This is a genomic window from Flavobacterium sp. AC267, assembly GCF_979258715.1.
This window is the reverse complement of sequence record NZ_OZ409875.1, coordinates 5119709-5143659: the sequence shown is the minus strand read 5'-3', so window position 1 is coordinate 5143659 and position 23951 is coordinate 5119709. Positions and strand designations below refer to the sequence as shown.

The 23951-nt window shown below is 32.8% G+C and carries 16 protein-coding genes and 9 pseudogenes; 11 read left to right on the top strand and 14 right to left on the bottom strand.

From position 1 onward, the window contains the following. Positions 1–7: 7 nt before the first annotated feature. Positions 8–1187 (top strand): annotated as a pseudogene (locus ACZZ95_RS27310) (Pycsar system effector family protein). Positions 1188–1269: 82 nt separating this feature from the next. On the opposite strand, the pseudogene ACZZ95_RS27305 reads toward ACZZ95_RS27310, so the two are convergent. From ACZZ95_RS27305 to ACZZ95_RS27260, 10 genes and pseudogenes are all read right to left on the bottom strand, one after another. After that, positions 1270–3640 (bottom strand): annotated as a pseudogene (locus ACZZ95_RS27305) (GAF domain-containing protein). 291 nt (positions 3641–3931) lie between these two features. Next, positions 3932–4992: pseudogene (locus ACZZ95_RS27300) on the bottom strand (nucleoid-associated protein). A 46-nt stretch (positions 4993–5038) separates the two neighbouring features. Then, positions 5039–5398: a four helix bundle protein gene (locus tag ACZZ95_RS27295; RefSeq protein WP_095951914.1), complete on the bottom strand. Its 360-nt coding sequence runs from the start codon at positions 5396–5398 to the stop codon at positions 5039–5041. Positions 5399–5516: 118 nt separating this feature from the next. Continuing rightward, entirely contained in the window at positions 5517–6056 is a 540-nt protein-coding gene (locus ACZZ95_RS27290) for an IS1096 element passenger TnpR family protein (protein WP_095951913.1), read from the bottom strand. Positions 6057–6323: 267 nt separating this feature from the next. After that, positions 6324–6926 carry an HPP family protein gene (locus tag ACZZ95_RS27285; RefSeq protein ID WP_463471480.1) on the bottom strand — a complete coding sequence of 201 codons (603 nt, stop codon included), beginning with the start codon at positions 6924–6926 and terminating at the stop codon, positions 6324–6326. Positions 6927–7027: 101 nt separating this feature from the next. Further along, a pseudogene (locus tag ACZZ95_RS27280) lies at positions 7028–8306 on the bottom strand (chloride channel protein). 477 nt (positions 8307–8783) lie between these two features. Next, positions 8784–9174, bottom strand: a pseudogene (gloA2, locus tag ACZZ95_RS27275) (SMU1112c/YaeR family gloxylase I-like metalloprotein). Beyond that, entirely contained in the window at positions 9174–9749 is a 576-nt protein-coding gene (locus ACZZ95_RS27270) for a sugar O-acetyltransferase (RefSeq protein ID WP_463471790.1), read from the bottom strand. Before ACZZ95_RS27270 ends, gloA2 begins: the two are co-directional and overlap by 1 nt. A gap of 4 nt (positions 9750–9753) precedes the next feature. Next, positions 9754–10212, bottom strand: coding sequence for a DinB family protein (locus tag ACZZ95_RS27265; RefSeq protein WP_463471479.1), 459 nt, complete (start codon positions 10210–10212; stop codon positions 9754–9756). Between the two features lie 54 nt (positions 10213–10266). After that, positions 10267–10995, bottom strand: coding sequence for a carbon-nitrogen hydrolase family protein (locus ACZZ95_RS27260; protein WP_463471478.1), 729 nt, complete (start codon positions 10993–10995; stop codon positions 10267–10269). 141 nt (positions 10996–11136) lie between these two features. Here ACZZ95_RS27260 and ACZZ95_RS27255 point away from each other — a divergent pair. From ACZZ95_RS27255 to ACZZ95_RS27215, 9 genes and pseudogenes are all read left to right on the top strand, one after another. After that, a pseudogene (locus ACZZ95_RS27255) lies at positions 11137–13298 on the top strand (TonB-dependent receptor). Between the two features lie 574 nt (positions 13299–13872). Continuing rightward, the gene (locus tag ACZZ95_RS27250; RefSeq protein WP_463471477.1) at positions 13873–14493 is read left to right on the top strand and encodes a hypothetical protein; all 621 of its coding nucleotides are present in this window, start codon (positions 13873–13875) and stop codon (positions 14491–14493) included. 22 nt (positions 14494–14515) lie between these two features. After that, positions 14516–15874, top strand: a complete 1359-nt coding sequence (locus tag ACZZ95_RS27245) for a histidine kinase (RefSeq protein WP_463471476.1) — start codon at positions 14516–14518, stop codon at positions 15872–15874. 2 nt (positions 15875–15876) lie between these two features. Then, complete coding sequence (locus ACZZ95_RS27240; RefSeq protein ID WP_095951904.1) at positions 15877–16179, top strand: 2TM domain-containing protein; 303 nt, start codon at positions 15877–15879, stop codon at positions 16177–16179. Positions 16180–16181: 2 nt separating this feature from the next. Next, a complete protein-coding gene (locus ACZZ95_RS27235; protein WP_463471475.1) occupies positions 16182–16511 on the top strand; it encodes a 2TM domain-containing protein in 330 nt (109 codons plus the stop codon). 2 nt (positions 16512–16513) lie between these two features. Beyond that, the gene (locus ACZZ95_RS27230; protein ID WP_463471474.1) at positions 16514–16819 is read left to right on the top strand and encodes a 2TM domain-containing protein; all 306 of its coding nucleotides are present in this window, start codon (positions 16514–16516) and stop codon (positions 16817–16819) included. 55 nt (positions 16820–16874) lie between these two features. Then, a pseudogene (locus ACZZ95_RS27225) lies at positions 16875–17075 on the top strand (2TM domain-containing protein); the annotation flags it as partial. A gap of 85 nt (positions 17076–17160) precedes the next feature. Then, a pseudogene (locus ACZZ95_RS27220) lies at positions 17161–17223 on the top strand (2TM domain-containing protein); the annotation flags it as partial. A gap of 40 nt (positions 17224–17263) precedes the next feature. Next, positions 17264–18031, top strand: a complete 768-nt coding sequence (locus ACZZ95_RS27215; RefSeq protein ID WP_463471473.1) for a LytR/AlgR family response regulator transcription factor — start codon at positions 17264–17266, stop codon at positions 18029–18031. Between the two features lie 108 nt (positions 18032–18139). On the opposite strand, the gene ACZZ95_RS27210 is transcribed toward ACZZ95_RS27215, so the two are convergent. The 3 genes from ACZZ95_RS27210 to ACZZ95_RS27200 are packed head-to-tail and all read right to left on the bottom strand — an operon-like array spanning position 18140 to position 20954. After that, positions 18140–19165, bottom strand: coding sequence for a COX15/CtaA family protein (locus ACZZ95_RS27210; RefSeq protein ID WP_463471472.1), 1026 nt, complete (start codon positions 19163–19165; stop codon positions 18140–18142). Beyond that, positions 19162–19524, bottom strand: coding sequence for a hypothetical protein (locus ACZZ95_RS27205; protein WP_463471471.1), 363 nt, complete (start codon positions 19522–19524; stop codon positions 19162–19164). Before ACZZ95_RS27205 ends, ACZZ95_RS27210 begins: the two co-directional genes overlap by 4 nt. Further along, complete coding sequence (locus ACZZ95_RS27200) at positions 19524–20954, bottom strand: CCA tRNA nucleotidyltransferase (RefSeq protein ID WP_463471470.1); 1431 nt, start codon at positions 20952–20954, stop codon at positions 19524–19526. The genes ACZZ95_RS27205 and ACZZ95_RS27200 overlap by 1 nt, the downstream gene beginning before the upstream one ends. A gap of 420 nt (positions 20955–21374) precedes the next feature. Between ACZZ95_RS27200 and yaaA the strand changes: the two genes are divergently transcribed. Then, the gene (gene yaaA / locus ACZZ95_RS27195) at positions 21375–22133 is read left to right on the top strand and encodes a peroxide stress protein YaaA (RefSeq protein WP_463471469.1); all 759 of its coding nucleotides are present in this window, start codon (positions 21375–21377) and stop codon (positions 22131–22133) included. 227 nt (positions 22134–22360) lie between these two features. Here yaaA and ACZZ95_RS27190 read toward each other — a convergent pair. After that, positions 22361–23951, bottom strand: a pseudogene (locus tag ACZZ95_RS27190) (MDR family MFS transporter).

The window sequence follows — 23951 nt, the reverse complement described above, 5'->3', positions numbered from 1 at the left end:
ATTCTTTATGAATCTAATAGAACAATCCGAAGATTTCGTCAGTAATTTACTCAAAGATAAACTTTCTAATTTATATTCTTATCATAATTTCAGCCATACTTTTACAGTATTCTCAGCAGTCAAAGAGTTATGCAAAAAAGAAGATGTAGAAGGTGAGGATAAAGAGGCTCTTTTGGTTGCGGCATGGTTTCATGATACTGGATATATTGAAGGATATGAAAATCATGAAAAAGCAAGTACAAAAATAGTCGCTGATTTTTTACATCAAAAAGGAAAATCGGAAGAGTTTATAACGCTAGTTTCTAGTTTGATTTTGGCTACAGCCAAAGAATATGAGCCGAGAACACATTTAGAAAAAATAATCAAAGACGCAGATTATGCCCATTTAATGGGAGAAGAATATACGACAACCTGCGAATTACTGCGTCTAGAGCTTAAGAATACTGGAATTGTAAGTTTTTCTAATTCCGAATGGACGAGAGAAAATTTGAATTTTTTATTGAATAAACACCGTTTCTACACTGATTATGCGCTGAGAAAATGGCGACCTTTAAAGGAAAAAAACTTACTTCTTATTCAGAAAAAAATAAATAAACAGGAATTGAAAGCTACTGCAGCTGATTGAACAAGAAAATAAAAAGAAAGAAAAAGTAGAAAAACCAGATCGAGGTATTGATACTTTATTTCGTGTAACACTTGGAAACCATACTCGTTTAAGCGGCATTGCCGACAGTAAAGCCAATATTTTGTTGTCTGTAAACGCAATTATTATTTCGATTGCTTTATCTTCTATTATTCCAAAATTAGATAGCCCGAAGAATGCACATTTGGTTATTCCGACTTTTATAATGTTGATGTCGAGTGTAATTACAATCATTTTTGCCATTCTTTCGACAAGGCCAAAAGTAACTTCTGGATTTTTTACACGCGACGATGTTGAAGCAAAAAAAGTGAATTTAATGTTTTTTGGAAATTTCTATAAAATGCCTCTTGAAGATTATGACTGGGCAATGAACGAAATGATGAAAGACCGCGATTATTTGTACTCAACAATGATTAAGGACTTGTATTACCTAGGATTGGTTTTGCAACGTAAATACAACTTACTCCGAATTGCCTATAACTTTTTTATGTTCGGGTTGATTATTACAGTAATCTCTTTTGTAATTGCTTTTAAGTCAATTTAAAAGTTTAAGTATATGAGTTTAAAGCTTTGTCAAAGCAAACTTTGACAAAGCTTTAAACTCAATAATAAAAAAAGTCTAGCTTTTAGTTGAGCTCATCTAATAAATCTTGATAAGTAATCTTTTTTACTCCAGGATTTGAAATGTTATTAATGACTTTTACACGAATCGCTCTCAAACCAGAAACACCTTGAAGATCTTCTACTTCAAATTGTTCAATCGAAGGTTCAAGTATTTTCTTGTCTCGCAAGTATTTAATGTATTTTAAATATTCTGCTTCTTCGCTGTTTTGAGAATAAACGATCGTAATTTTTTCTTTTTCCGTAATTCTTTCGTTTGTTCCTTTAATGTTCGATTTGTCAATTCGTTTTTTAACAACTTCATATCTAGCATTATAAGTTCCGTCAACATCAAAGCGTTTTTCATCCATTCTAAAACGAATTGAAAGCGGAGCACTGAAAACCAGAATCAGCGAAGTAACATCCAATTCATACGGAAGCGACTCTTTCAATTCATGATGTTCCAATTCCATTTCACATAAAGTCTGTAATTGCCACAAACGAAGATTGTGCAGATACATAATATCAAATGGTTTTGTCGGCGAAATTGAAGCTCCGATATATAAATTGTGTTCTACACCATCCGTTTTAAAACGCTCGTAATAATGCGGATAAATTTGCTGTGCTTCAACTTGTTTTTTATCTAAAACGGTTGCCAGTCTTTTATTAATAATAGACATGGCATTGTCAAATTTCTTTCTTTCATGATAAAACATTCCTGTTTTTTCGTCCAGACTTTCAAAGTATAGTTTTTCTAATTTTTCGTTTTTTTCGTTACTTTTTGTATTCTTAAGTATTGGGTGAATTTCTTCTTCAATATAACGTTGAATATGTTGTTCGGTATCCGCTTTTAAAGGGAAATCCAATTCGCTTCTTAGCGATTCCAGTTCAAATTTTCTTTGTTCCAAAAGAACCAGATTTGAATTTGGATCCTGATTATCGAAAATTTCCAAAAGCGCTGTAAGCTGACTTTTCAAATCAGTTTTTACTGTTTCATTTCGATGTTCAGAAGAACTTTTAATATCGATTTGTCCATATAACGGAAATACATTTTTAAACACAATCTCTTTAAAAATATAATCCTTTGTATGATTACTATTCTGAAAGTAGTTCTGCGATTCTTTTTTGAATTTCCAATAAACACTCGGGTGAATCGTAGTATATTCTCGCTGAATAATCGCTTCAACCTGATGCTTGCATGTCTGTATTGTAGCGATCAATCGTATCCGTTAAATACGGTAAAACCAATTCTAGTTTTGTAGCATTGACACTGTTTAGATCTCTAGCATTTTCCGAAACCAATTCTACTACACCCAATAAATGGCCGTCTTTAATAACGGGAGCAAAAATGCGACTGTGAATATTTTGTTTCAATAAATGCTCGCCAAGTCTTTTATTAGTTGACTCGTCTGTGAATTTTTGAACATTAGAAATAACAAAAGGTTCTTTTTTATCCAGCAGATTTTCAAATGAGCATCCAAAAAAGGCATTTCGGCAATCTACTTCCTGATCCGAAGAAAGTAAGAAACTTTTAAGCTGGGTTTCATATTTAACAGGTCTGATAAATTTCTCTTCTTCTGGATTGTAAATAATAAATCCGACCTTTAAATTGGGAAGATTAAAAATGGACTGAAAAATATTAGAAACTTCTTGATCACTTGTAACGGTTTTTACACCAGGTTTCAATAAGTTACTTTTTAAGGTAGAAATAGCACTTTCGGTAGTAGCATCAAATAGCGAAACAATTCCGAAACCTCTTAAAATCCAGCTTCCTTTCGGGAATTTAGATTTCCATAGATTAATATCATTGTAATTATCAATCAGCTGGTCAATATCTTCCTGAGTTAAAGGAATTGAATTTTCGGTTGGAATAATTTCCATGAAATCAGCGTTGTACAAAATACGATAATGTTTTTCTACACCACTTTCGTCTGGAATATCGTAGAAAAATGGCTTGTTGAAATCAATATGCTGTTTGTAATAATTGCTCAAAATCAAACAACAGTTATTAATGTAGAATTGATGTTCATCGAAATCACGAATTTCCATGTAAAATTCATCTCCAGCATTTTTTAAAATCTTTTTGAAACGTTCAGAATAATTAAAAGAGATGTTTTGAAAGGGAATTGTAACCGCTTTTATTTCATTGTGAGTTAATGCAGTAGGAAATAAATCAGCTAAAATATTTTTGATTAAAGCTTCATTTTCTTTAATAACAGAATAATCTTGAATTCCTGTCCTTAATTCTGGAATAGATTCAATCTGTTGTAAAATGGCTTTTGCGTAATTTGATCTGTAATCAACATTTGATAAAGCAATTTCTTCAAAAGATTCAATTAGCTTATGAAATGAGATAATGGTGGTGAAAGGACTTTCTTCGTAAAAATGAATATCCATCTTAGTTTATTTTTTAATGCAAATTTAAGGATAAATTAAGAATGAACAGTATTTTACGATTTCTTTCCTTTATTATTCGATAGATAAAACCCTTGATTCTAGAGGGTTTCTAAAACAGCGCTTTTGTTTTAACAAAAAATTAACTCCAAGGTCATAAAATAATAGGTTTGATATTGCGTTTTTGAGCCTGCTAAATTATTTATATATAGAATTATAGGGCGTAAAAAAACGGCAGTTACATTTGTAACTGCCGTTTTCTGTTTTAAGTAAGTAATAGAAAATGAAAACTTCTTAGCTTTTTTCTTCTTTGTTGAAGTACACTAAGTAGTAATACATTTGTTTTTCTTCATCCCAGCCTTTTTCAACAAATTTTTCTGCACTTTCAGGGTTGATAAAATCCATTTTAATCTGAATATGAGTATCCAGATTAATAACGTTTTTAATCGATTTTCTAGCGTCAGAAACTGCTTGCGTTGGCAATTGGGAATGAGGTTACATCTTCGATGCTGTATTTTTCTCCTTTATCAACTTTATAGTTTTTGAATTCAGGAATTAAGTCTGGATTATCTAATACTTCATTCAAGAAATTCTGCTCTTCAAACTGATCATTTTTAGCGAAATAATTCACAGATCGGTTCATAAACATTACTTCCTCTTTCTTGTCTTCTGCTGGCAAAACAACATCTTTTGCGAAGTTTTGACAGAATTTTAAATATTTTTTAGTGATGAAATTTTCATCTTCAAAAGCATCAACAGATAAAAAGTGCTCTAACCAGTAACGCGCGTCATAACGGTTGCTGTCTACAGTTAAAATTTTATATCCTTCTTCTTTTTTGTAATTGAAAATTAAACATCCTTTGTCTAATTTACTCAAGTTGATACCTTGCTCGCAAGATCATTTCCAGGTTGCTGTCTTTTTCTTCAAATTGTAAAAAGTCAGCCTGCAATTCGCTTTTAAAAATTCCAATTGCATCTACTACATTATTATCAATACTTAGATTAGTCAAATAAGTTACATAAACCTCTCCGTTTTTAATATGCGGATGATTTGACTGCTCGTATAAATGCTTTGTAATGTTTTTAGAAACTTCCTGAACATTTGCCGGATTAGCAAAAATTTCAGTTGCATATTTAAACATGTCGTTGTAGTCCAAGTCCACTTCGTGTGCAAACTGATAATAGTTTTCTTCTTTTTCTCGAAAAGGCTTAAAAAAGTATTCTTTAATCAAAGGCACAATTTCATCATTTAGATTAAATGGCTGTTCTGATAAAAAAATGGCTTCGTTACGGCTTTTGTTTCCTACGCGGTGTATAGAAAGCGTCTCGATGTGGGTGTTGAATAGGTTGATCATTTTTTTTATTTAGGTTCAGAGTGGCAGAGGTTCAAAGGGACAAAGGTTATTTTCTGTCTTTTATTTTTCTGATAAAAGCACTTAACATTCGTTCTATTTCTCTGCTTTCTCCATTTATTTTAGTGAATTGATACTCGGTTATATATTTTAGATTGAAAGAAATTTCGAGCTGAGTCTGCATTTCAAATAATGATGAAATCGAGATATTTAAAAATCGTAAATAATCACTATTCCCGTCTCTTCCATATCCTTCAGCAATATTACTCGGTATTGATATAGAGCATCTTCTAATTTGGGAAGATAGTCCATAAATTTCTTCTTTTGGGAATGAATTTGTTAATTGGTAAATTTCGGTAACTAAGTTCATAGATTTTTGCCAGATTAAAAGGTCTCGAAAAGTTTTCATTTTTGATATTTAAAAAATTAAACACAAAAATAAAAATATTCCTACAATTTTAAGTCGAAGATTTAAAAGAAAAACCTCTGACCCTTTGAACCTCTGATCCTTTGAACCTGAAAAAAAATTAATTCCAATTCTCCTCAAATCCATAATCTTCAAAGCTGTCATCGCCTTCGAACATGTCAAGATCGTCTTCGTCTAAATCATCTTCAAATTCTCCGTAGATATCATCGTGCATATCCGCTTCAAAGTTTTTTTCGATAGCTTCGTCCGGCATTTCGCCGTGAGAAAATAAAGTTTCAGGATAAACAGCTCCAACGGCTTCATCTTCGATTGCGGCTAATTCTACTAAGAAAGTCCACATACTGATGAAATCGTAAACGTAGATAATTTTAGTGTTTTCGCGATCTAGGATACTAGACAAAGGATAATCATTCATGGTTCTTATTTCGCCAGGAACATCTCCAGTATCAAAAAGCGGAATTTCATCTTCTTGATTCCAAGTTTCATCACAAGTATAAAATGAAGCGACTTCTGATCCGTCAAAGCCAAAAGCGTTGAAGATAGCATTATGTAAATCCTCAAGGGTATCTTCCTCAAGAATCGCAATGTCTCTAAAAATATCTTCTTCGGCGTCTAGAATTACTCTAAATTTATAAACCATAATATTTGTTTTTATTGAGAGGTCAAAGGTAAAATATAAAAAACGAAATACGAATCTCGAATTACGATTTGTTGAAAAGATTTTTTTGTTGTCAGGCTGAGCACATTCCGATTGTCAGGCTGAGCGTCCCGAGAATTCGGGAGAAGCCCACGTTCCAATTGATAAACACGTCTTCCAACCTGCAAGGTTTCCAAAACCTTGTAGGTTTTAAGGATAATCATAGTCTACAGCAAGGTTTTCAAATCCTTTCAGGAGACTAATCTAGAATTATAATTTCCCTTTTAATCTCTTTCGTATGTTGTGATAATGTTTGTGATACGAACTATGACTTGGATAACTTCTGGTCGAAGTCATATTATTAAAAATCAAAGCCGTTAAAAGTAAAATAAGAACGCCGCTTAAAACAGGCGAAAGCACATACATATAGCCCAAAGCTTTTACTTTTTCGGTTCCAATAACAGCAATTAAAGCCGTTGCCCCACCTGGCGGATGAAGTGTTTTGGTAATCTGCATTAAAATAATAGCAATCGAAACGGCCAATGGCGCCGCGATATACATAATATCTGGAACCAGTTTGTGAACCGTTACGCCTACAAGCGCAGAGATAACGTGACCACCAACAAGATTTCGAGGTCGCGAAAATGGACTTTGAATAGTTCCATAAACCAAAACACTCGACGCTCCGAAAGAACCAATTAAATAAACGGCATCACTTCCTGAGAAATGAAGCGATTGTACGTAAGCCAAAATTCCGATTCCGACAAAAGATCCTAAAAACGACCAAAAATGTTCTTTAAAATCGATTAAAGTTTCTTTGTAAAGAATATAACGTGTTTTGCGATAGCTTCTTTTAATTTTTGGAGTGGGCATAAGTAAAATATTCGTTGTGGTATTTTTTGTCGCAAATTTCGCAGATCAAAATGATTAAAAATCTTTTCGAATCTGCGAAATTTAGGACTTAAAAATTCTTTTTATTTTGTTAAGCTTGGGGCGTAACTATATACAGTATAAGGATAAATTGTTTTCGCAGTGTATTTTGAAATCAGGCAAACCACAAGTATTGGCAGGAATAAAGTATAATCATTTGTTAAGTCGCAGACCAAAAATATTGCTGTAAAAGGTGCGTGTATGCTGGCGCTTAAAACCGCCGCCATTCCGATAATCATGAAGTTAACGGGAATTACATTTACATGGAAAAAGCTGTTTAAGATTGATGCCAATAATAATCCTAAAAAAGCTCCGATAAATAAACTTGGAGCAAATACACCGCCGTCACCACCAGAAGCCAGCGTGATAGAAGTTACAATTGGTTTTAAAATCAATATTCCGATAAAAGTCATTGCTAATGTAATGGTTAACGGAAGCTGGTTGGAACCAAAAATCCCTTTTATAGCGTGATAACCTTCTCCATATAATTGTGGGAAAATAAAAAGCGAAATACTTAATACGGCAGATCCGATAATGATTTTATAATAATGAGTGTTTATTTTTCCGAATTGAGATTTGAAAAATAAAACACATTTGGTTAAATAAACAGAATTCATTCCAGCTAAAATTCCTAATAGAATAAAATAAGGAATTGCTTTTAAATGCCAAGTTGTAATAGATACGGCAAATAAAGGTTCTTCTTTTAAAATTGTAAGTAGACCAAAAGCAATCGAAACAGCAATTACATTTGAAATGATAAATGCTCTTGTTACTTTTCTTGAAATCACCTCAAAGGCAAATAAAATTCCCGCAATCGGACTACTGAAAAGTGCTGTAACTCCCGCAACAACACCCGCACAGATTAATTCGGTTTTGTATTGGCGGAAAACATTTTCTTTTTCGTGGGCAACCGAACCAATTGTGGCTGTAGCAACAACTGTAGAAACTTCAATTCCAGTTGAACCTCCGAAAATAACAGTCAATAATCCGTTTATAAAGTGAGATGGAATTTTATAAGAAGGTAAGTTTTTAGATTTTGAACTTGTGCTTTCAAAAACTTCTTTTATTCCTTTATTTTCTTTTTTTCTTGAAAAGATACTGTCTTAGAAAATAAATAACAGATAATCCGAAAACTGGAAAAATGATATAAAATAGAGGATGAACTGATACTTCGTGGAAAAAGATTTCTTCGTAATATTCAGTAATTTTTTTTAGTGAAATTCCGAGAAAGGCAGAAAGAAAGCCAATTAAAATAGAAACAATAACTAATTTTCGGAACTTAATAAATTGATGATTTTTTTTGATTTGCGCCGTTTTGTTCATCAGAAGTAAATTTGAATTCGCATTTTTTTTTATGCGGATTACAAAATTAAGAATCAAATTCGGTTTTTTATAGGAAAATCGTAATATAGTGTGTTAAAACTAATAAAAACAGGAAAATTCTTTCAAGGTGTTTTTCTTAAGTTTATCGCTTATTTAGGAGCAAAGGTTCAAAGGTACAGAGGTGCAAAGTTTTTTTATTTTAAAATATTTAAGGAAATAAATTGCCTCCAGCTTTAGCTGGAGGTATTAAATTTATAAAAGTAAATGGCTTTAGCCTAAACTTACGTATGTTTGGCTAAAGCCTTTCCAGCTTTTCTTTTTTAATCATCCAGCTAAAGCTGGACGCAATTGAAACTCCATAAAGTTGTAATTTGTCAATCTTTGTCGATTAACTAGTGCGATTTCTCGTTCCCAGAATGGTATAATAATTCAAACCCTTGAACTTAGTGTCTTAGCGCCTTCACGGCAGAATAAAAATTATCTTTCATAAAACTCAATCGGCAGTAAATCAGGATCTGCGATAAAAGTAAAACGCTTTTCTGTAGTTTCATCAATTCTGATAGGTTCTGATTCGATGTTTTTCGAATCTAAAAAAGCAATCGTTTCTTCTAGATTAATTACTTCAAAAGCCAAATGTCTTAAACCAACGGCTTCCGGTCGAGATGGTCTTTGCGTGCGGATTTGGAAATGAAAATAACTCTACAATATAAGAACCATTTAAAGCCAAATCTAATTTGTAAGACTGGCGTTCTTCGCGGTAGATTTCTCTTATAATTGTTAAACCTAAAATTTCAGTATAAAAGGTTTTAGATTTTTGATAATCAGAGCACAAAATGGCAATGTGATGAACTTTGTTAAGGGTAAGCATTATTTTTTTGATTCAGGTTCTTGGTTTAATTTTCTAATGACTTTTGCTGGATTTCCAACAGCTAATGAATTGTCAGGAATGTCTTTTGTGACAACAGATCCAGCACCGATCACACAGCCTTTTCCAATTGTAACACCAGGGCAAATAACCGAATTCCCGCCAATCCAGCAATCGTCTCCAATAGTAACAGGATAAGCATTTTCCAGCGTTTTTCGTAATTCGGCGTCAAGCGGATGTGATGCAGTATAAATTTGAACATTGGGAGCAATAAATACATTTGAGCCAATATTTACAGGCGCGCAGTCTAGAACAACACAATTCACATTAAAGTAAACGTTGTCACCGCAAAAAATATTATAACCATAATCGCAATGAAATGGCGGTTCGATATATAAACCTGCTCCGGAATTCGGAATCAATTCTTTTAAAATCTCTTTTGCTTTTTTGGTAACTCTGTATTCTTTTACATTTAAGCTGTGCAAAAGATTTTTGGCGTATGGCTGACCTTTTAATAATTCTGGATCAAAGGCGTTGTAGTATTCGCCAGAGATCATTTTTTCTTTTTCTGTCATAATCCTATTAAAGAAGCTTTTTCAAAATAACAATTTGTCCTAAATGATAAACATCATGCTGAATAATTCCGTGAAGATGCTCGTAATATGTATGACCATTGTTGATATATATTTTAGCTAAATCCTCATCATTAAAATCTTGAAAAAAGGCATTCCATGATTCCTGCGATTTTGCCAATGTCTGCAGTGATTGTTCCCACGCGACTTCTGACTGATCTAAAACGGGTACAAAATAATTATGATCTGGTGTGATCGTTACTTCTCCCTGCATGCGCTCCAAAATATTTCTTCTCCATTGTATCAGATGATTCACAATTTCCCAAATCGTGTTAAGATTTGGATTTGCTTTTCTGTAAGCCTGATCTGCCGTTACATTTTCTAAAGTACTGGCTAAATTAACTTCAAGCCACGGATTTCCGTTATAAATGGATTGATATAAGTTTGAAATTCTTTTGCTTTCTGACATTATGATGCTTGTTTTAATTGTTTGATTTTTAAAGGTATAAAAAAATAAAATTCGTTAAATAATTTGTCTTGTAACTTTTTCTGTTTGTGTGTTAAAAATAATTATACCTTCTTCTTGATTATCTAATTGAGCCATTAACTTTCCTTCTTTATTCCAAACAGCACTAAAGCCCGCACTCACAAAATTGTCACATTCTCCAATACAATTGGACATTAAAACGGGAATCTTATAAGTTGAAGCAACTTCTGGATAATGTGCGTATGCTTTATCGATCCCATTTTTAGACTTAGCAACACTTGCAATATAAATTTGTGCTCCAAGTTCAACGGCTTTATCTGCATGATTTATTTGTAAACTTTCATAACAAATTGCGGGTGCTATTTTCTCATCTTCAATATTAACTAAAACCTGATTGTTTCCATTTACAAAATAAGGAAATTCATCCTCATGAAGCTGTTGTTTTGAATACAGAAATCTAGGTTGTTCAGGTTGAAAAATCAACATGCTGATTAAAATTCCTTCATGGCTTAAAGTTGGAATTCCAACTCCAATAGTAATCTTTTTTAAGTCACTAATTTCCTGAAATACATCAAGTCGATTGTCATTTAGATTTACAGCCAAATCTTTAGCCAGCTCTGGTTCATAGCCCGTTAAAGAAAGTTCTGGAAAAAAAATAGAAGAAGCTTTTAGCAAAGAAGCCTGATTAATAAATGCAATATGTTTTTGGATGTTAGCAGGAATATCTCCTTTGACTGATTTTATTTGTGCTATAGCAATATTCATTGACTTTTTATTAATAAGGAAACAAAAGCTAATATACGAATTAGGAATTTACAACTCATCCGCAAAATTCTACAATTGGGTTATTATATATTTTTTAACAGAATTTGTTAAAATACATTTGCTTCATCAAAAACCAATATCATGAAAACCAGAATTACTTTTATTTTATTATTACTAACTGTTCTTTCTTTTGCTCAGAATACTATTTCTGGAAAAGTAGTAGATCAAAAAGGAAAACCAGTTGTGGGCGCTAACATCTATATTGACGGAACTTACGACGGAGCAACAAGTTCTGAAGCGGGAGAATTTTCTTTTGAAACAAGTACAGAAGGAAATCAATTTATCATAATTAGTTTTTTACTTTTCGAAACCTTCAAAACAGAAATTGATGTTACTAATTATAAAAACCAAACCATAAAATTAAGAGAAAACATGAACGCTCTCGATGCGGTTGTTATTACTGCTGGAACTTTGGAATCTGGAGACAAAGCTCGAGTTTCTGTTTTAAAACCATTAGATATTGTAACAACTGCGGGCTCTGCCGGAAATATTGTAGCGGCTTTGCAGACTTTACCAGGAACGCAAAGTGTTGGTGAAGACGGACGTTTGTTTGTACGTGGAGGAGAAGCCAATGAAACACAGACTTTTGTTGACGGTATTCGTGTAGCGCGACCGTACGGAGCGACCACAAATAATTTGCCAACAAGAAGCCGTTTTTCTCCTTTCTTATTTAGCGGAATTGCTTTTTTCTACCGGAGGTTATTCGGCTGAATATGGTGAAGCTTTGTCTAGTGTTTTGCTTTTGAATACTAATGATGAAGAAGATCATGAAAAAACAGATATCGGATTAATGACAGTTGGTTTGAGTTTAGGAAATACGCAAAAATGGGAAAAAAGTACTTTGAGCGTAAATATGGCATACATCAATTTAGCGCCTTATCAAGCGGCAATTCCTCAAAATGTAGATTGGAACAATCCCTATCAATCGCTTGGAGGAGAAACGGTTTACAGATACAAATTTACAAATGGAATCTTTAAATTATATGCTTCTTTCGATTCAGAGAAATTCGATTTAAATCAGAAAAACATCAATTTTGAAAATCCGATTCGAACGGATATGAACAATAATAATTTTTATTTGAATTCTTCATACAAGGGAACTATCGGGACAGGATGGCAGTTAACGACTGGAATTAGTTACGGTTATAGTAAAAATAAATTGAAATATGATAGTAGTGATATTGACAATAATGAAAATGCTTGCGCAGTTGAAATTAAAAGTGACAAAAAAAGTTTCGAATTACTTTAAACTATCTTTCGGTACAGATTATTTTATTACAAAATTCACTGAAAATTTTGACGACAATAGTTCTATTGCTGTTACAAATGGTTACGATTCGAACATTTTTGCGGCTTACACAGAAGGAGATATTTTATTCTCTAAAAAATTAGCAATGAAAGTTGGTTTGAGATATTCGAATAATAGTTTATTAAACGAAAACAATATTGCGCCAAGAGCATCATTGGCATACAAAGTTTCAAAAAGCAGTCAGTTTTCATTTGCTTACGGAGATTTTTCGCAGACACCAGTTGTAGATTATATCAAATTTTCAAAATACCATCAATTTGAAAGTGAAAAAGCGAGACATTATATTTTGAATTACACGTTTACAAAACCTGGACAACTGCTTAGAACAGAATTATATTATAAGGATTATAGCAATTTAGTTCAATACGATACGAGAGACATTCAATACAATTCGGTTTTCAATAACAACGGATCGGGTTATGCAAAAGGTTTCGATTTACTTTGGAGAGATAGTAATTTGTACAAAAACTTAGAGTACTGGATTTCATATTCGTATATCGATTCAGAAAGACAATACAAAAACTTCCCAAATATGGCGACTCCAAGTTTTGTAGCCAATCATAATTTATCTGTTGTAACGAAATATTTTATCACAGACTGGAAATCGCAGATTGGTTTTACCAATAGCTTCAGTACAGGTCGTCCGTACAATGATCCGAACCAAACACAATTTATGAGCGGAAAAACCAAAGCATACAATAGTTTGAGCTTTAACTGGGCTTATTTACTGACAACTCAAAAAATCCTTTATTTCTCGGTTTCAAATATTTTAGGAACACAAAATGTTTTTGGATACGATTACGCCAGAACGCCAGATGCGGCCGGCGTTTATCAAAGACAAGCAGTAGTTCCAACCGCAGACCGATTTTTCTTCGTGGGCTTCTTCTGGACAATCAGCCAGAATAAAAATGAGAATCAGCTTAAAAACTTGTAGTTTTTTAGGTGCAGAGAGGCAAAGGTTCAAAGGGACAAAGGTTCAAAGGAGCAAAGGAGCAAAGGTTTAAAGGGACAAAGGTTTGGGACAAAGTTTTTAAAAAGCGAATAGAGAAAACCTCTGAACCTTTGGACCTTTGAACCTCTGCCCCTTAAAAAAAGAAACAAAGGTTCAAAGGGACAAAGTTTTTTAAAAGCGAATAGAGAAAGCCTGTGAACCTTTGCACCTGTGAACCTCTGCCCCTTAAAAAAAAAAAAAACAAAGGTTCAAAGGAACAAAGTTTTTTGAAAGCAAGTAGAGAAAACCTCTGAACCTTTGCACCTCTGAACCTCTGCCCCTTAAAAAAAAAACAATTCAGTAACAAAAATCAACAACTCAGTATCATTTAATTTTAAAAGAGTAAAAACCGTAATACTTTTGAAGTATAAATTAAAAAGAAACAAAGAAGCAAAGTGACAAAGGTTCAAAGTTTTATATCTGTCAAAAATAAAAAACTTTGTCACTTGAACCTTTGCTCCTTTGAACCTTAGAACCTTAGTAACTCAAAACCTTATAACCTTTAAAAAAAGAAATCATGACCAAAATTATCACCATTATTACGTTATTTATCTGCAGTTTATTATCTGCACAAACACAATTTGAACAAGGAATGAACAAAGCTTTCGGACTTTGGAAAGAAGGAAAAAATGCTGAAGCTTCTGCCATGTTTGAAAGAATCGCAGCGACTGAAAAAACAAGCTGGCTTCCTAATTATTATGTTGGTTTAGTAAATACATTATCGGTTTTTACTGAAAAAGATAAAACAAAAATCGATTTGCTTTTAACAAAAGCGCAAGATGCTTTGGATGTTGAATTTATTAAAGACCAAAACAATTCAGAATTGTATGTTTTACAGGCTCTAATTTATACAGGATATGTTGTTGCCGACCCAATGACAAACGGAATGAAATATTCTGGGAAGGTAATGGAAGCTTACGCGAAAGCAAAAGCAATTGATCCAAATAACCCAAGAGCAGTTTTTGGTGAAGCCGATTACCAATTAGGAGGCGCAAAATGGACAGGAGTTGATACAAAACCTTTATGTGTGCAAGTTGATAAATCTATTGAACTTTTTAATACTTTTAAACCTGCAACGCCTTTTTCTCCAAAATGGGGATTAGAAAGAGCTTTGGAAGTTCAAAAAACTTGTAAATAATAAAATAAATTAAGCTGATTATATGAAAGATGATGGAAGAACATTTTCTGATTTAAAAAACGGAACTATCGCATGTTTCAAGATTGCAATGGTATTTGCGGTAATATTTTCAGCTTGTTTAGGAGATGATTTAAATGTTACAAATGTTCTTTTAACTTTTTTTATAAGCTGTCTTTATTCTTTCGGTTTGGGTTTTGGTAACGGATTTATCAATGTTTTTCTTGATAGAAAATGGGATTGGCTTGAACAAACAAACCTGAGGGTTTATTACGGAATATTGGTAACTGTTCTTTATACAGTTCCTGTAGTTTTAGGAATAAATTATTTTATTTTTGTTGTTTTGCAAAATGTGACTTTAGAGGTGTTTTTTGGAGCAAGAATGTTATGGGTTCATCTTTTTTATATCATTTTATCTTTAGGCGTTTCGACTTTTATGCAGGCCAGAAGTTTTATGGTGAAATGGAAAAGAGCTTCAAAATTTGAAATAACGCAACAAAAAATTATCGCTGGAACAGCAAATGCAAAATTCGAAAGTTTAAAAAATCAAATCGATCCGCATTTTCTTTTTAACAGCTTAAATGTTTTAAGTTCTTTAATAGAAGAAAATCCAGATAATGCACAGCGCTTTACAACTTCTTTGTCTAAAATTTACAGATATGTTTTAGAGCAGAAAGATAAAGAATTGGTTTCTGTTGAAGATGAATTGTCATTTGCAAAAACCTACATGAATCTGTTAAAAATGCGTTTCGAAAATAGCTTGTTCTACGAGCTCCCAACAGAAAACATAAATCCAGATGCCAAAGTAGTACCGCTTTCATTACAGCTTTTATTAGAAAATACGGTGAAACACAATGTGGTAAGTGAACAAAAACCACTGCATATTAGAATTTTTATTGACAAGGATTGTTTGGCCATTCAAAATGATCTTCAGAAAAAAGAAGTTTTGCAGGACAGACAAGGAGTTGGACTGCAAAATATTGTAAATCGTTATGGAATTATAACGGATAGAAAAGTGATGGTAGAGCAAGACGAGAAAAATTTCACTGTTAAAATTCCAATATTAACAAAACAAATTACTGTTATGGAAACAAGTGCAGATTATAATGACGAAGCAAAAGCCTATTATAGAGCCAAAAAAAGAGTAGAAGAATTGAAAGGATTTTATGCCAATATTATTTCCTATTGCTGTGTGATTCCGCTTTTAGTTTTTATTAATTTAAGATTTTCACCCGGATTTCAATGGTTTTGGTTTTCTGCTTTAGGCTGGGGATTTGGTATAACCATGCATGCTTTTAAAGTTTTTGGCTATAGTTCAGATTGGGAAGAAAGAAAAATTAGAGAAATTCTTGAAAAAGATAACAAACAAAAAAACTGGAAATAATCATGGAAAAAGATTTTACAGAAGCAGACCGTTATTATGATGCTCAAAAAAAAGTAAAAAAAATAAAAGAGTTTTACGAGCATTTGACAGTTTATTTACTGGTAAATCCAATTGTAATTGTGGTAAATGTTATGACTTCTCCAGGATATTTATGGTTTATATGGTGTTTGATGGGATGGGGAATGGCTGTCATTTTGCACGGATTGAAGGTTTTTAGTTTTCCGCCTTTCTTTAATAAAAAATGGGAAGAGAAAAAAATCAGAGAAATTCTTGAGAAAGAAAAAAATAAAAAAACTTGGGAGTAAATATGGAACCAAAATTTGATAATGATATGCAAGAATCGGAACTGCGACAAATGGCAAGTAGAAAAGTTGTAAAGCTAAAGTCTTTCTACAAGCAGTTGTTCTTTTACGCAGTCGGGTTAACTATTTTTCTTTTAAAAGAATATACAGAATTGCCTTTAAATGTATTTCCGATTAAACTTTTAAATAATATAGTAATGATTTTGTGGTCTGCAGTAGTGATTGGATCAGCGATCGATGTGTTTACCTCTTTCAAGATTTTTGATGATGAATGGGAAGCACGTAAAGTAAAAAGTATTTTAGATAAACGAAATAGAAAACAAAAATGGGAGTAATCATGGAAATGAATTTAAACGAAGAAGAAAGATATATTCAAGCTCGAAAAAAGGTTGAAAATATAAAAGGATTTTACGGAAATCTCCTCTCTTTCATATTAGTAAATGCGATTTTGATTTTTATAAATTTATATACATCTCCGCAATATTTATGGTTTTTCTGGCCATTATTGTGGTGGGGAGTAGGAGTAGTTTTTCATGGATTAAAGGTTTTTGAAATTTTCCCTGTGTTAGGAAAAAATTGGGAAGAAAGAAAAATCAAGGAATTTATGGAGAAGGAAAAACAGAATAAAAATAAGTGGAAATAAGTATCTAAAAAAATAAAAAACATGGGACGTTTTAGAAAAGAAATGTACGAAGCATATGCACAGCAAGCATTCTGGAGAATATAGTTCAGATGAAAGTTACAACGTCGCATACAAAAAAGTAAAAAAAATAAAAGGTTTTTACGGGCATTTAAGAGTATTTATCATTGTGAACATTATTATCATTTTGTCTAGTTTAACTAGAAATAATCTAACAGACGGAATCGATTTTAGCGGTTTATCAAAATGGAATACGTATTCAACTGCTTTCTTTTGGGGAATTGGTTTAGTCTGCCCATGCATTATCTGTTTTTGGTTCAGAATGGTTTTTTGGTTCAGACTGGGAGGAAAAGAAAATTCAAAAATTTATGGATAGAGATAATTCAAATAAAAATAAATGGGAGTAACTTTGAATTCATATTTTTTCAAATTTTTACAATATAGTAAATGATCACATTAATTATAGAAGACGAGAAACCAGTTGCAAGATTACTGCAAAGAAAACTTGAAAAGTTAGATGTAAAGGTAGAGACAATGCTTCACTCGGTTGAAGAATCTATCGAATGGTTTAAGAATAACCAGCATCCTGATTTGATATTTTTAGATATTCAATTATCAGATGGTTTGTCTTTTGAAATTTTTGAAAAAATAGATATTAAAAGCGCTATCATTTTTACAACTGCGTATGATGAATATGCTTTAAAAGCTTTTAAACTCAACAGTATCGATTATCTTTTAAAGCCAATTGATGAAGATGATTTGGAAACAGCAGTAACAAAATTCAAATCACGTCTTCCAAAAGCTGCAACCGGAAGTTCTAATTTGCGACTTGACTTTGAGCAGATTCGTCAAATGCTTTCAAATCCTTTTGAGAAGACATATAAAAAGAGATTTACAGTTAAAATTGGTCAGCATTTAAAAGTGATTACCACAGAAGAAATTGAATGTTTTTTTAGCGAAAATAAAGGAACTTACATTCATACGTGCGACAATCGCGATTACTTAATTGATTCTACTTTAGAAATTTTAGAACAAGAACTTGACAAAAAAGATTTCTTCCGCGTAAGCAGAAAATTTATTGTTCCGCTAAAAGCAATTAAAGAAATTCAGGTTTATACCAATTCTCGCTTGAAAGTAATTTTACCAACTTACAAAGATGATGAGGTAGTTGTAAGTCGTGAAAAAGTGCAGGATTTTAAAAGCTGGCTTGGATAAAAGTTTAGTATAACAGATTCAACAGATTTTAATTCATTTGAGTTAAAATCGATTCAATAAAAAAGGAGGCTTAAATTTTAAGCCTCCTTTAATTTTATACAAAAAGTTTTATTTACTCAATCGATGCAATGTAAAAGTCATGGCGCTCAAAAGGAAAAACGCCATAATTTGGTGAATTAATCCTAAAGCCAATGGAACACTATATAACAAAGTAAAAACTCCCAGAAGAAATTGTATGAAAACAAAAACAACCAAAGTTTTAATTCCGTTCGATTGTGTATTTGTCAACGAAATTTTGGTACTTCTGTAATATAAGAACAAAATAAAAGCTACAACAACATAAGCAAAAGTTCTGTGTACAAACTGAACGCCGCTTTTTCCTTCGATAAGATTTTTGATTAATGTTGGCTGTTCTATGTAAACAGAATCATGAATAAATTGTCCGTCGCTCATTAACGGCCAATGATTGTGAATTAATCCAGCATTTAATCCAGCAACAAATCCGCCGTAAATAATTTGAATTAGTAAAGTTGCTAAAGCAAATCGGCCAATGTTTCTTAGTCGAATATTAATTCGGGTGTTTTTTTCAGGGTAGATTAAATCCAGTGCCACCCAAAGTGTATAAGCAAAAGTAATAAAGGCAAAAGTTAAGTGCAATGAAAGTCTAAAATGACTCACATCTGGATTGTCAATTAACCCGCTTCTTACCATAAACCATCCTAAAAACCCTTGAAAACCTCCCATTGCTAAAAGGATAACACATTTTTTGATAGTTGAGCGATCCAGTTTTTTTCTGATTAAGAAATAAACAAAAGGAACAAAGAAAACCAAACCAATAATACGACCGATAAAACGGTGAAACCATTCCCAGAAATAAATGAATTTATAATCTGCTAATTGAAAATCGTTGTGAATATTGATTTTTTGGTACTCTGGAAACTTTTTATATTCATCAAATGCGGCCTGCCACTTGGCATCTGTTAAGGGTGGGAAAGTATCAGTTACCAAATGCCAGTCGGTCATAGATAAACCTGAATTAGTCAAACGGGTAATTCCGCCAACGACAACCATTAAAAACAATAAAACACAACCTGATAGTAACCAAATGATTACCGATTTATTCTCTTTTTTCATTCTTTTCCAATTAATTCTATTTCAGCTTTTTTAAGGGAAATTCTTTTCAAGTAGAATTTTCCAAAATATATATATATAAAAATCCCTGGAGGGAATATTGCACATCCAAAAATAATCCTGTAAATGTAATTATTCAATTTAGTACTCATATCAAACATTTCATCGAAAATTTGACTTGCAACTATCATAGCAACTGTAAAAACTACAGCACATGAAAAAATAAGCGTTATTACAAAATAAAGTAATTTATATTTTAAATGATTTTTTCCAATGTTCTTCAATCCTTTATAAAAAACAAAGTTTGGATAGATAATTATTATTAAAAATATGAATATAAAAATCCCACCTAAAAGATCCATTATTTCTTCAGCGTTAAATTTAACTTAGCGACTCTTTTAATCACAAAATCATAAGTCGCCTGATATTCATTTGGAATATCGCCTTCTAAAATAGCTTCTTTTACGGCTTCTTTTAAAACTCCAATTTCGCGTGAAGGTTTTAAGTCAAACATTTCCATAATTTCTTCACCTGAAATTGGCGGCTGAAAATTACGAACCTGATCGCGCTCTTCAACTTCAACAATTTTCTTGCGAACGAGTTCAAAGTTTTTATGGTATTTCTTGAACTTCGAAGGGTTTTTAGTTGTGATATCCGCTTCGCATAAAGTCATTAAATTCTCTACATCTTCACCAGCATCAAAAACCAAACGGCGAACCGCGCTGTCTGTCACAATATCCTGCGCCAAAACAATTGGACGAGAGCTCATAATTACCATTTTCTGCACAAATTTCATTTTGTGGTTCAATGGCATATGCAGGCGTTCAAAGATTTTTTTTGCCATTTTTCCGCCTAGAAATTCATGCCCGTGAAAAGTCCAGCCTTGTTTTTTACTGAAACGTTTTGTTGGCGCTTTTCCAATATCATGAAGTAAAGCCGACCAGCGTAACCAGACATCATCTGTATTGGGGCAAATATTATCAACCACTTCAAGCGTGTGATAAAAATTGTTTTTATGTGTATGACCTTCAATTTCTTCTACCTGATTCAAAGCAGTCAATTCAGGTAAAATAATATCTAAAAGGCCTGTTTTATATAAAAGTAAAAATCCGACAGAAGGTTTATCTGTAGAGAGAATTTTGTTTAATTCGTCTACAATTCTTTCGCCAGAAATAATATTGATTCGATCAGCATTTTTTGTAATAGCATTTAGCGAATTTTCTTCAATCTCAAAATTCAACTGCGTTGCAAAACGAATCGCACGTAACATACGCAAAGGATCATCAGAATACGTAATATCTGGATCCAAAGGTGTTTTTATTGTTTTGTTCTCTAAATCTGCTAAACCATCGAACGGATCTAAAAGATCGCCAAAGTTATTTTCGTTTAAAGATAATGCTAACGCATTTATTGTAAAATCACGACGGTTTTGATCGTCTTGCAAAGTTCCGTTTTCCACAATCGGATTTCGGCTGTCAAAATTATAAGATTCTTTTCGCGCGCCTACAAACTCAATATCGGTATCTTCAAAACGTAACATTGCTGTTCCGTAAGTTTTAAAAACTTGAACTTTTGGTTTTTTAGGAAGTAATTCAGATACTTTCAAAGCTAGTTCGATACCGCTTCCAACTGCAACAACATCAATATCTTTTTTGGAACCACGGTTTAGGAGTAAATCACGAACAAATCCGCCAATTACATAACTTTCAACGTTAAGTTCTTGAGATGCTTTCGAAATAACATCGAAAATTTTATTTTGTAGAGCAGTCTTATAATTTGTTTGTATAGCCACGAATTCAAGAATTTTAAAAAATTACATTTCTTTTTTGAAGAGAATGAAACGTCTGCAAATTTACAACATAGAAAATGCCTATTATAATGTAAAGGGCACTTTTTTATATAAATTCTCATTTTCTAATAGCAATTTTTAGTAAAATTATATTTCAATGAATGAATGCTTCGTAGGAGCAAAATATTTATAGAAAGTTTTTCAAAGTTTATTGAAAGCTCCAGCGGAGCGATATTCGTTTTTAGAGAAATAATTTCGCTCCGCTGGGGCTTTTGTTGAATATCTAAAATATTAGTTCTATAAATATGTTGTCCCGCTGGGACTTTTGATATAGACGGATTATATATTCATAAAACAAATCAATTGTAATAATATATTTTTAAATTTTCAATTTGTATTTTTGAATCATACAAAAACGTACACATGAAAATTGTTATATCTCCTGCAAAGTCATTAAATTTCGAAAAAGAATTACCAACATCTCAATATACAGAACCATCATTTCTAAAAGAAGCAAGAGAGGTTCATAAAGTTTTAAAACCTAAAAAACCTTCTGAATTATCAGAGCTAATGTCAATTTCAGATAAATTGGCCGATTTAAATTGGGAACGCAATCAAAAATGGAAAACTCCTTTTTCACCACAAAATGCCCGTCCGGCAGTTTATACTTTTGATGGTGATGTTTACACCGGTTTAGACGCTTATTCAATTCCATTAGATAAATTAGATGCACTTCAGGATAAACTTAGAATTTTGTCTGGTCTTTATGGTGTTTTAAAACCGCTTGATTTAATGCAGGCTTACCGTTTAGAAATGGGCACAAAATTACTTGTTGGAGAATATAAAAACCTGCACGAATTCTGGAAACCTGCCGTTACTAAAGCTTTAAACAAAGAATTGAAAAAAGACGAATTATTCGTGAATTTAGCGAGTAACGAATATTTTTCTGCAGTTGATGTAAAAGCTTTGAAAGTTCCTGTAATTACGCCAGATTTTAAAGATTACAAAGATGGAAAACTAAAAATGATCAGTTTCTTTGCCAAAAAGGCGAGAGGGATGATGGTGCGTTATATTATCGATACAAACGCTGAAACTATTGATGACTTAAAAGGTTTTGATTACGAAGGATATAAGTTTGATGCAAATCTGTCTAAAGGAAATCATTTGGTTTTTACGAGATAGGTTTTTTTGGAGGTTCTAAGGTTCTGAGGGGCAGAGGGACAAAGGTTTCTTTACTTTGAGATTATTTAAACACAAAGGCGCAAAGATTGCGCAAGGTTCACAAAGTTAACAAAACCTGAAACCTGAAACTTGAAACAAAAAAAACATAAAAACATAAAAACATAAAAAAGCCGAGTTACAGGAAATAAACTCGGCTTTTTTTGGGTATTATAAATAATTATTAAATATTAATGCATCGCATCTGCGGGATTAATTTTATTCTTTCCTTTTTTGATGAAAAGAATAATCGGAATACAGCATAAAAACATAATTCCTAAGTACATAAAGATATCCATATAGGCCATTACAGTACTTTGTTTCATTACTGACATTTCTATTGCCTGATAAGCTTTTTTCAAAGCAACATCTGCACTGTAGCCTTTCGCCATAAAGGCATGCTTGCATGCCAGTGACACGTCGCTGTACTTCGAATTTTGCAGGATCTAAATTATTAATCAAATCTACTCTGTGCGATTGGCTGAAACGTGTAATGAAAGTTGTAATAATGGCAATACCAAAAGATCCACCTAACTGACGCATCATTCCGGTAAAAGCGGCTCCTTCACCAATTTGTTTTCCTTTCAAAGTAGAAAGAGAAAGTGTGGTAATTGGAACGAAAAGTAATCCAAGACCAATTCCTCTTAAAATTAAAGGCCAGTACATATGTTCGACACCAGTATCAGGTGTCATACGGCTGTACATCATAAAGGTAAAGAAGAAGAAAACTAAAAATCCAACTCCAACCATATAACCTTGAGGAACACCTTTCTGAATCATATTTCCAACAAATGGCATCATAATCGCCGTTGTGATAGATCCTGGAATTAATAACAATCCGGCATCAGTTGCGGTCCATCCTAAAATGGACTGCGTGTAAATTGGGATAATTAACGTTGAACCATATAAACCGAAACCAAGAATGAAACACATAATTGTTCCAATTCGTAAATTTCCATCTTTTAAAACACTTAAGTTTACGATTGGATATTTATAAGTCAGCTCTCTCCAAATAAAAAGAACTAATCCTAAAACTGTCACCACACTTAGCGTTACAATAAGTGAATCGTTAAACCAATCGTCTTGCTGACCGTGTTCTAGTACGAATTGTAAAGAACCAATAAAGGCAGTAAGTAAAATAATTCCCCACCAGTCAACCTGATTTGCTTTTAATTTCTCTCCATATTTCGGACTTCTAACAAAAGTTATAGCCAAAATAGTTGCGATAATTCCTAATGGAATATTGATATAGAAAATATAAGGCCAAGAATAATTATCTACTAAATATCCTCCTAAAGGCGGACCTAAAGTTGGACCAACAATTACACCCATTCCGTAAATTGCCTGCGCCATTCCGCGTTTGGCAACCGGATAACTTTCTGTAATAATCGTTTGGGCTGTTACCAGAAGCGCTCCACCACCCATACCTTGTACGAATCGGAAGGCCACAAGTTCCCAAATATTACTGGCATTACCACACAAAAAAGAACAGACCGTAAATATTATGATAGAAGCCACAAAATAATTACGTCTTCCAAATTGCTGTGATAACCAGCTCGTCATCGGAATTACAATAACATTCGCAATTGCGTATGCTGTAATAACCCACGCCACATCTGTCAAGGTAGCACCAAGACTTCCGCGCATGTCTGTTAGAGCTACGTTTACGATCGTGGTATCAACAATTTCAAGCAATGCACAAAGTACAGCTGTAATTGTAATAATCACGCGTCGGTAACCGTATTCTACTAAATCGTCGTCTGCTTGTATTCTCGCTGCCAT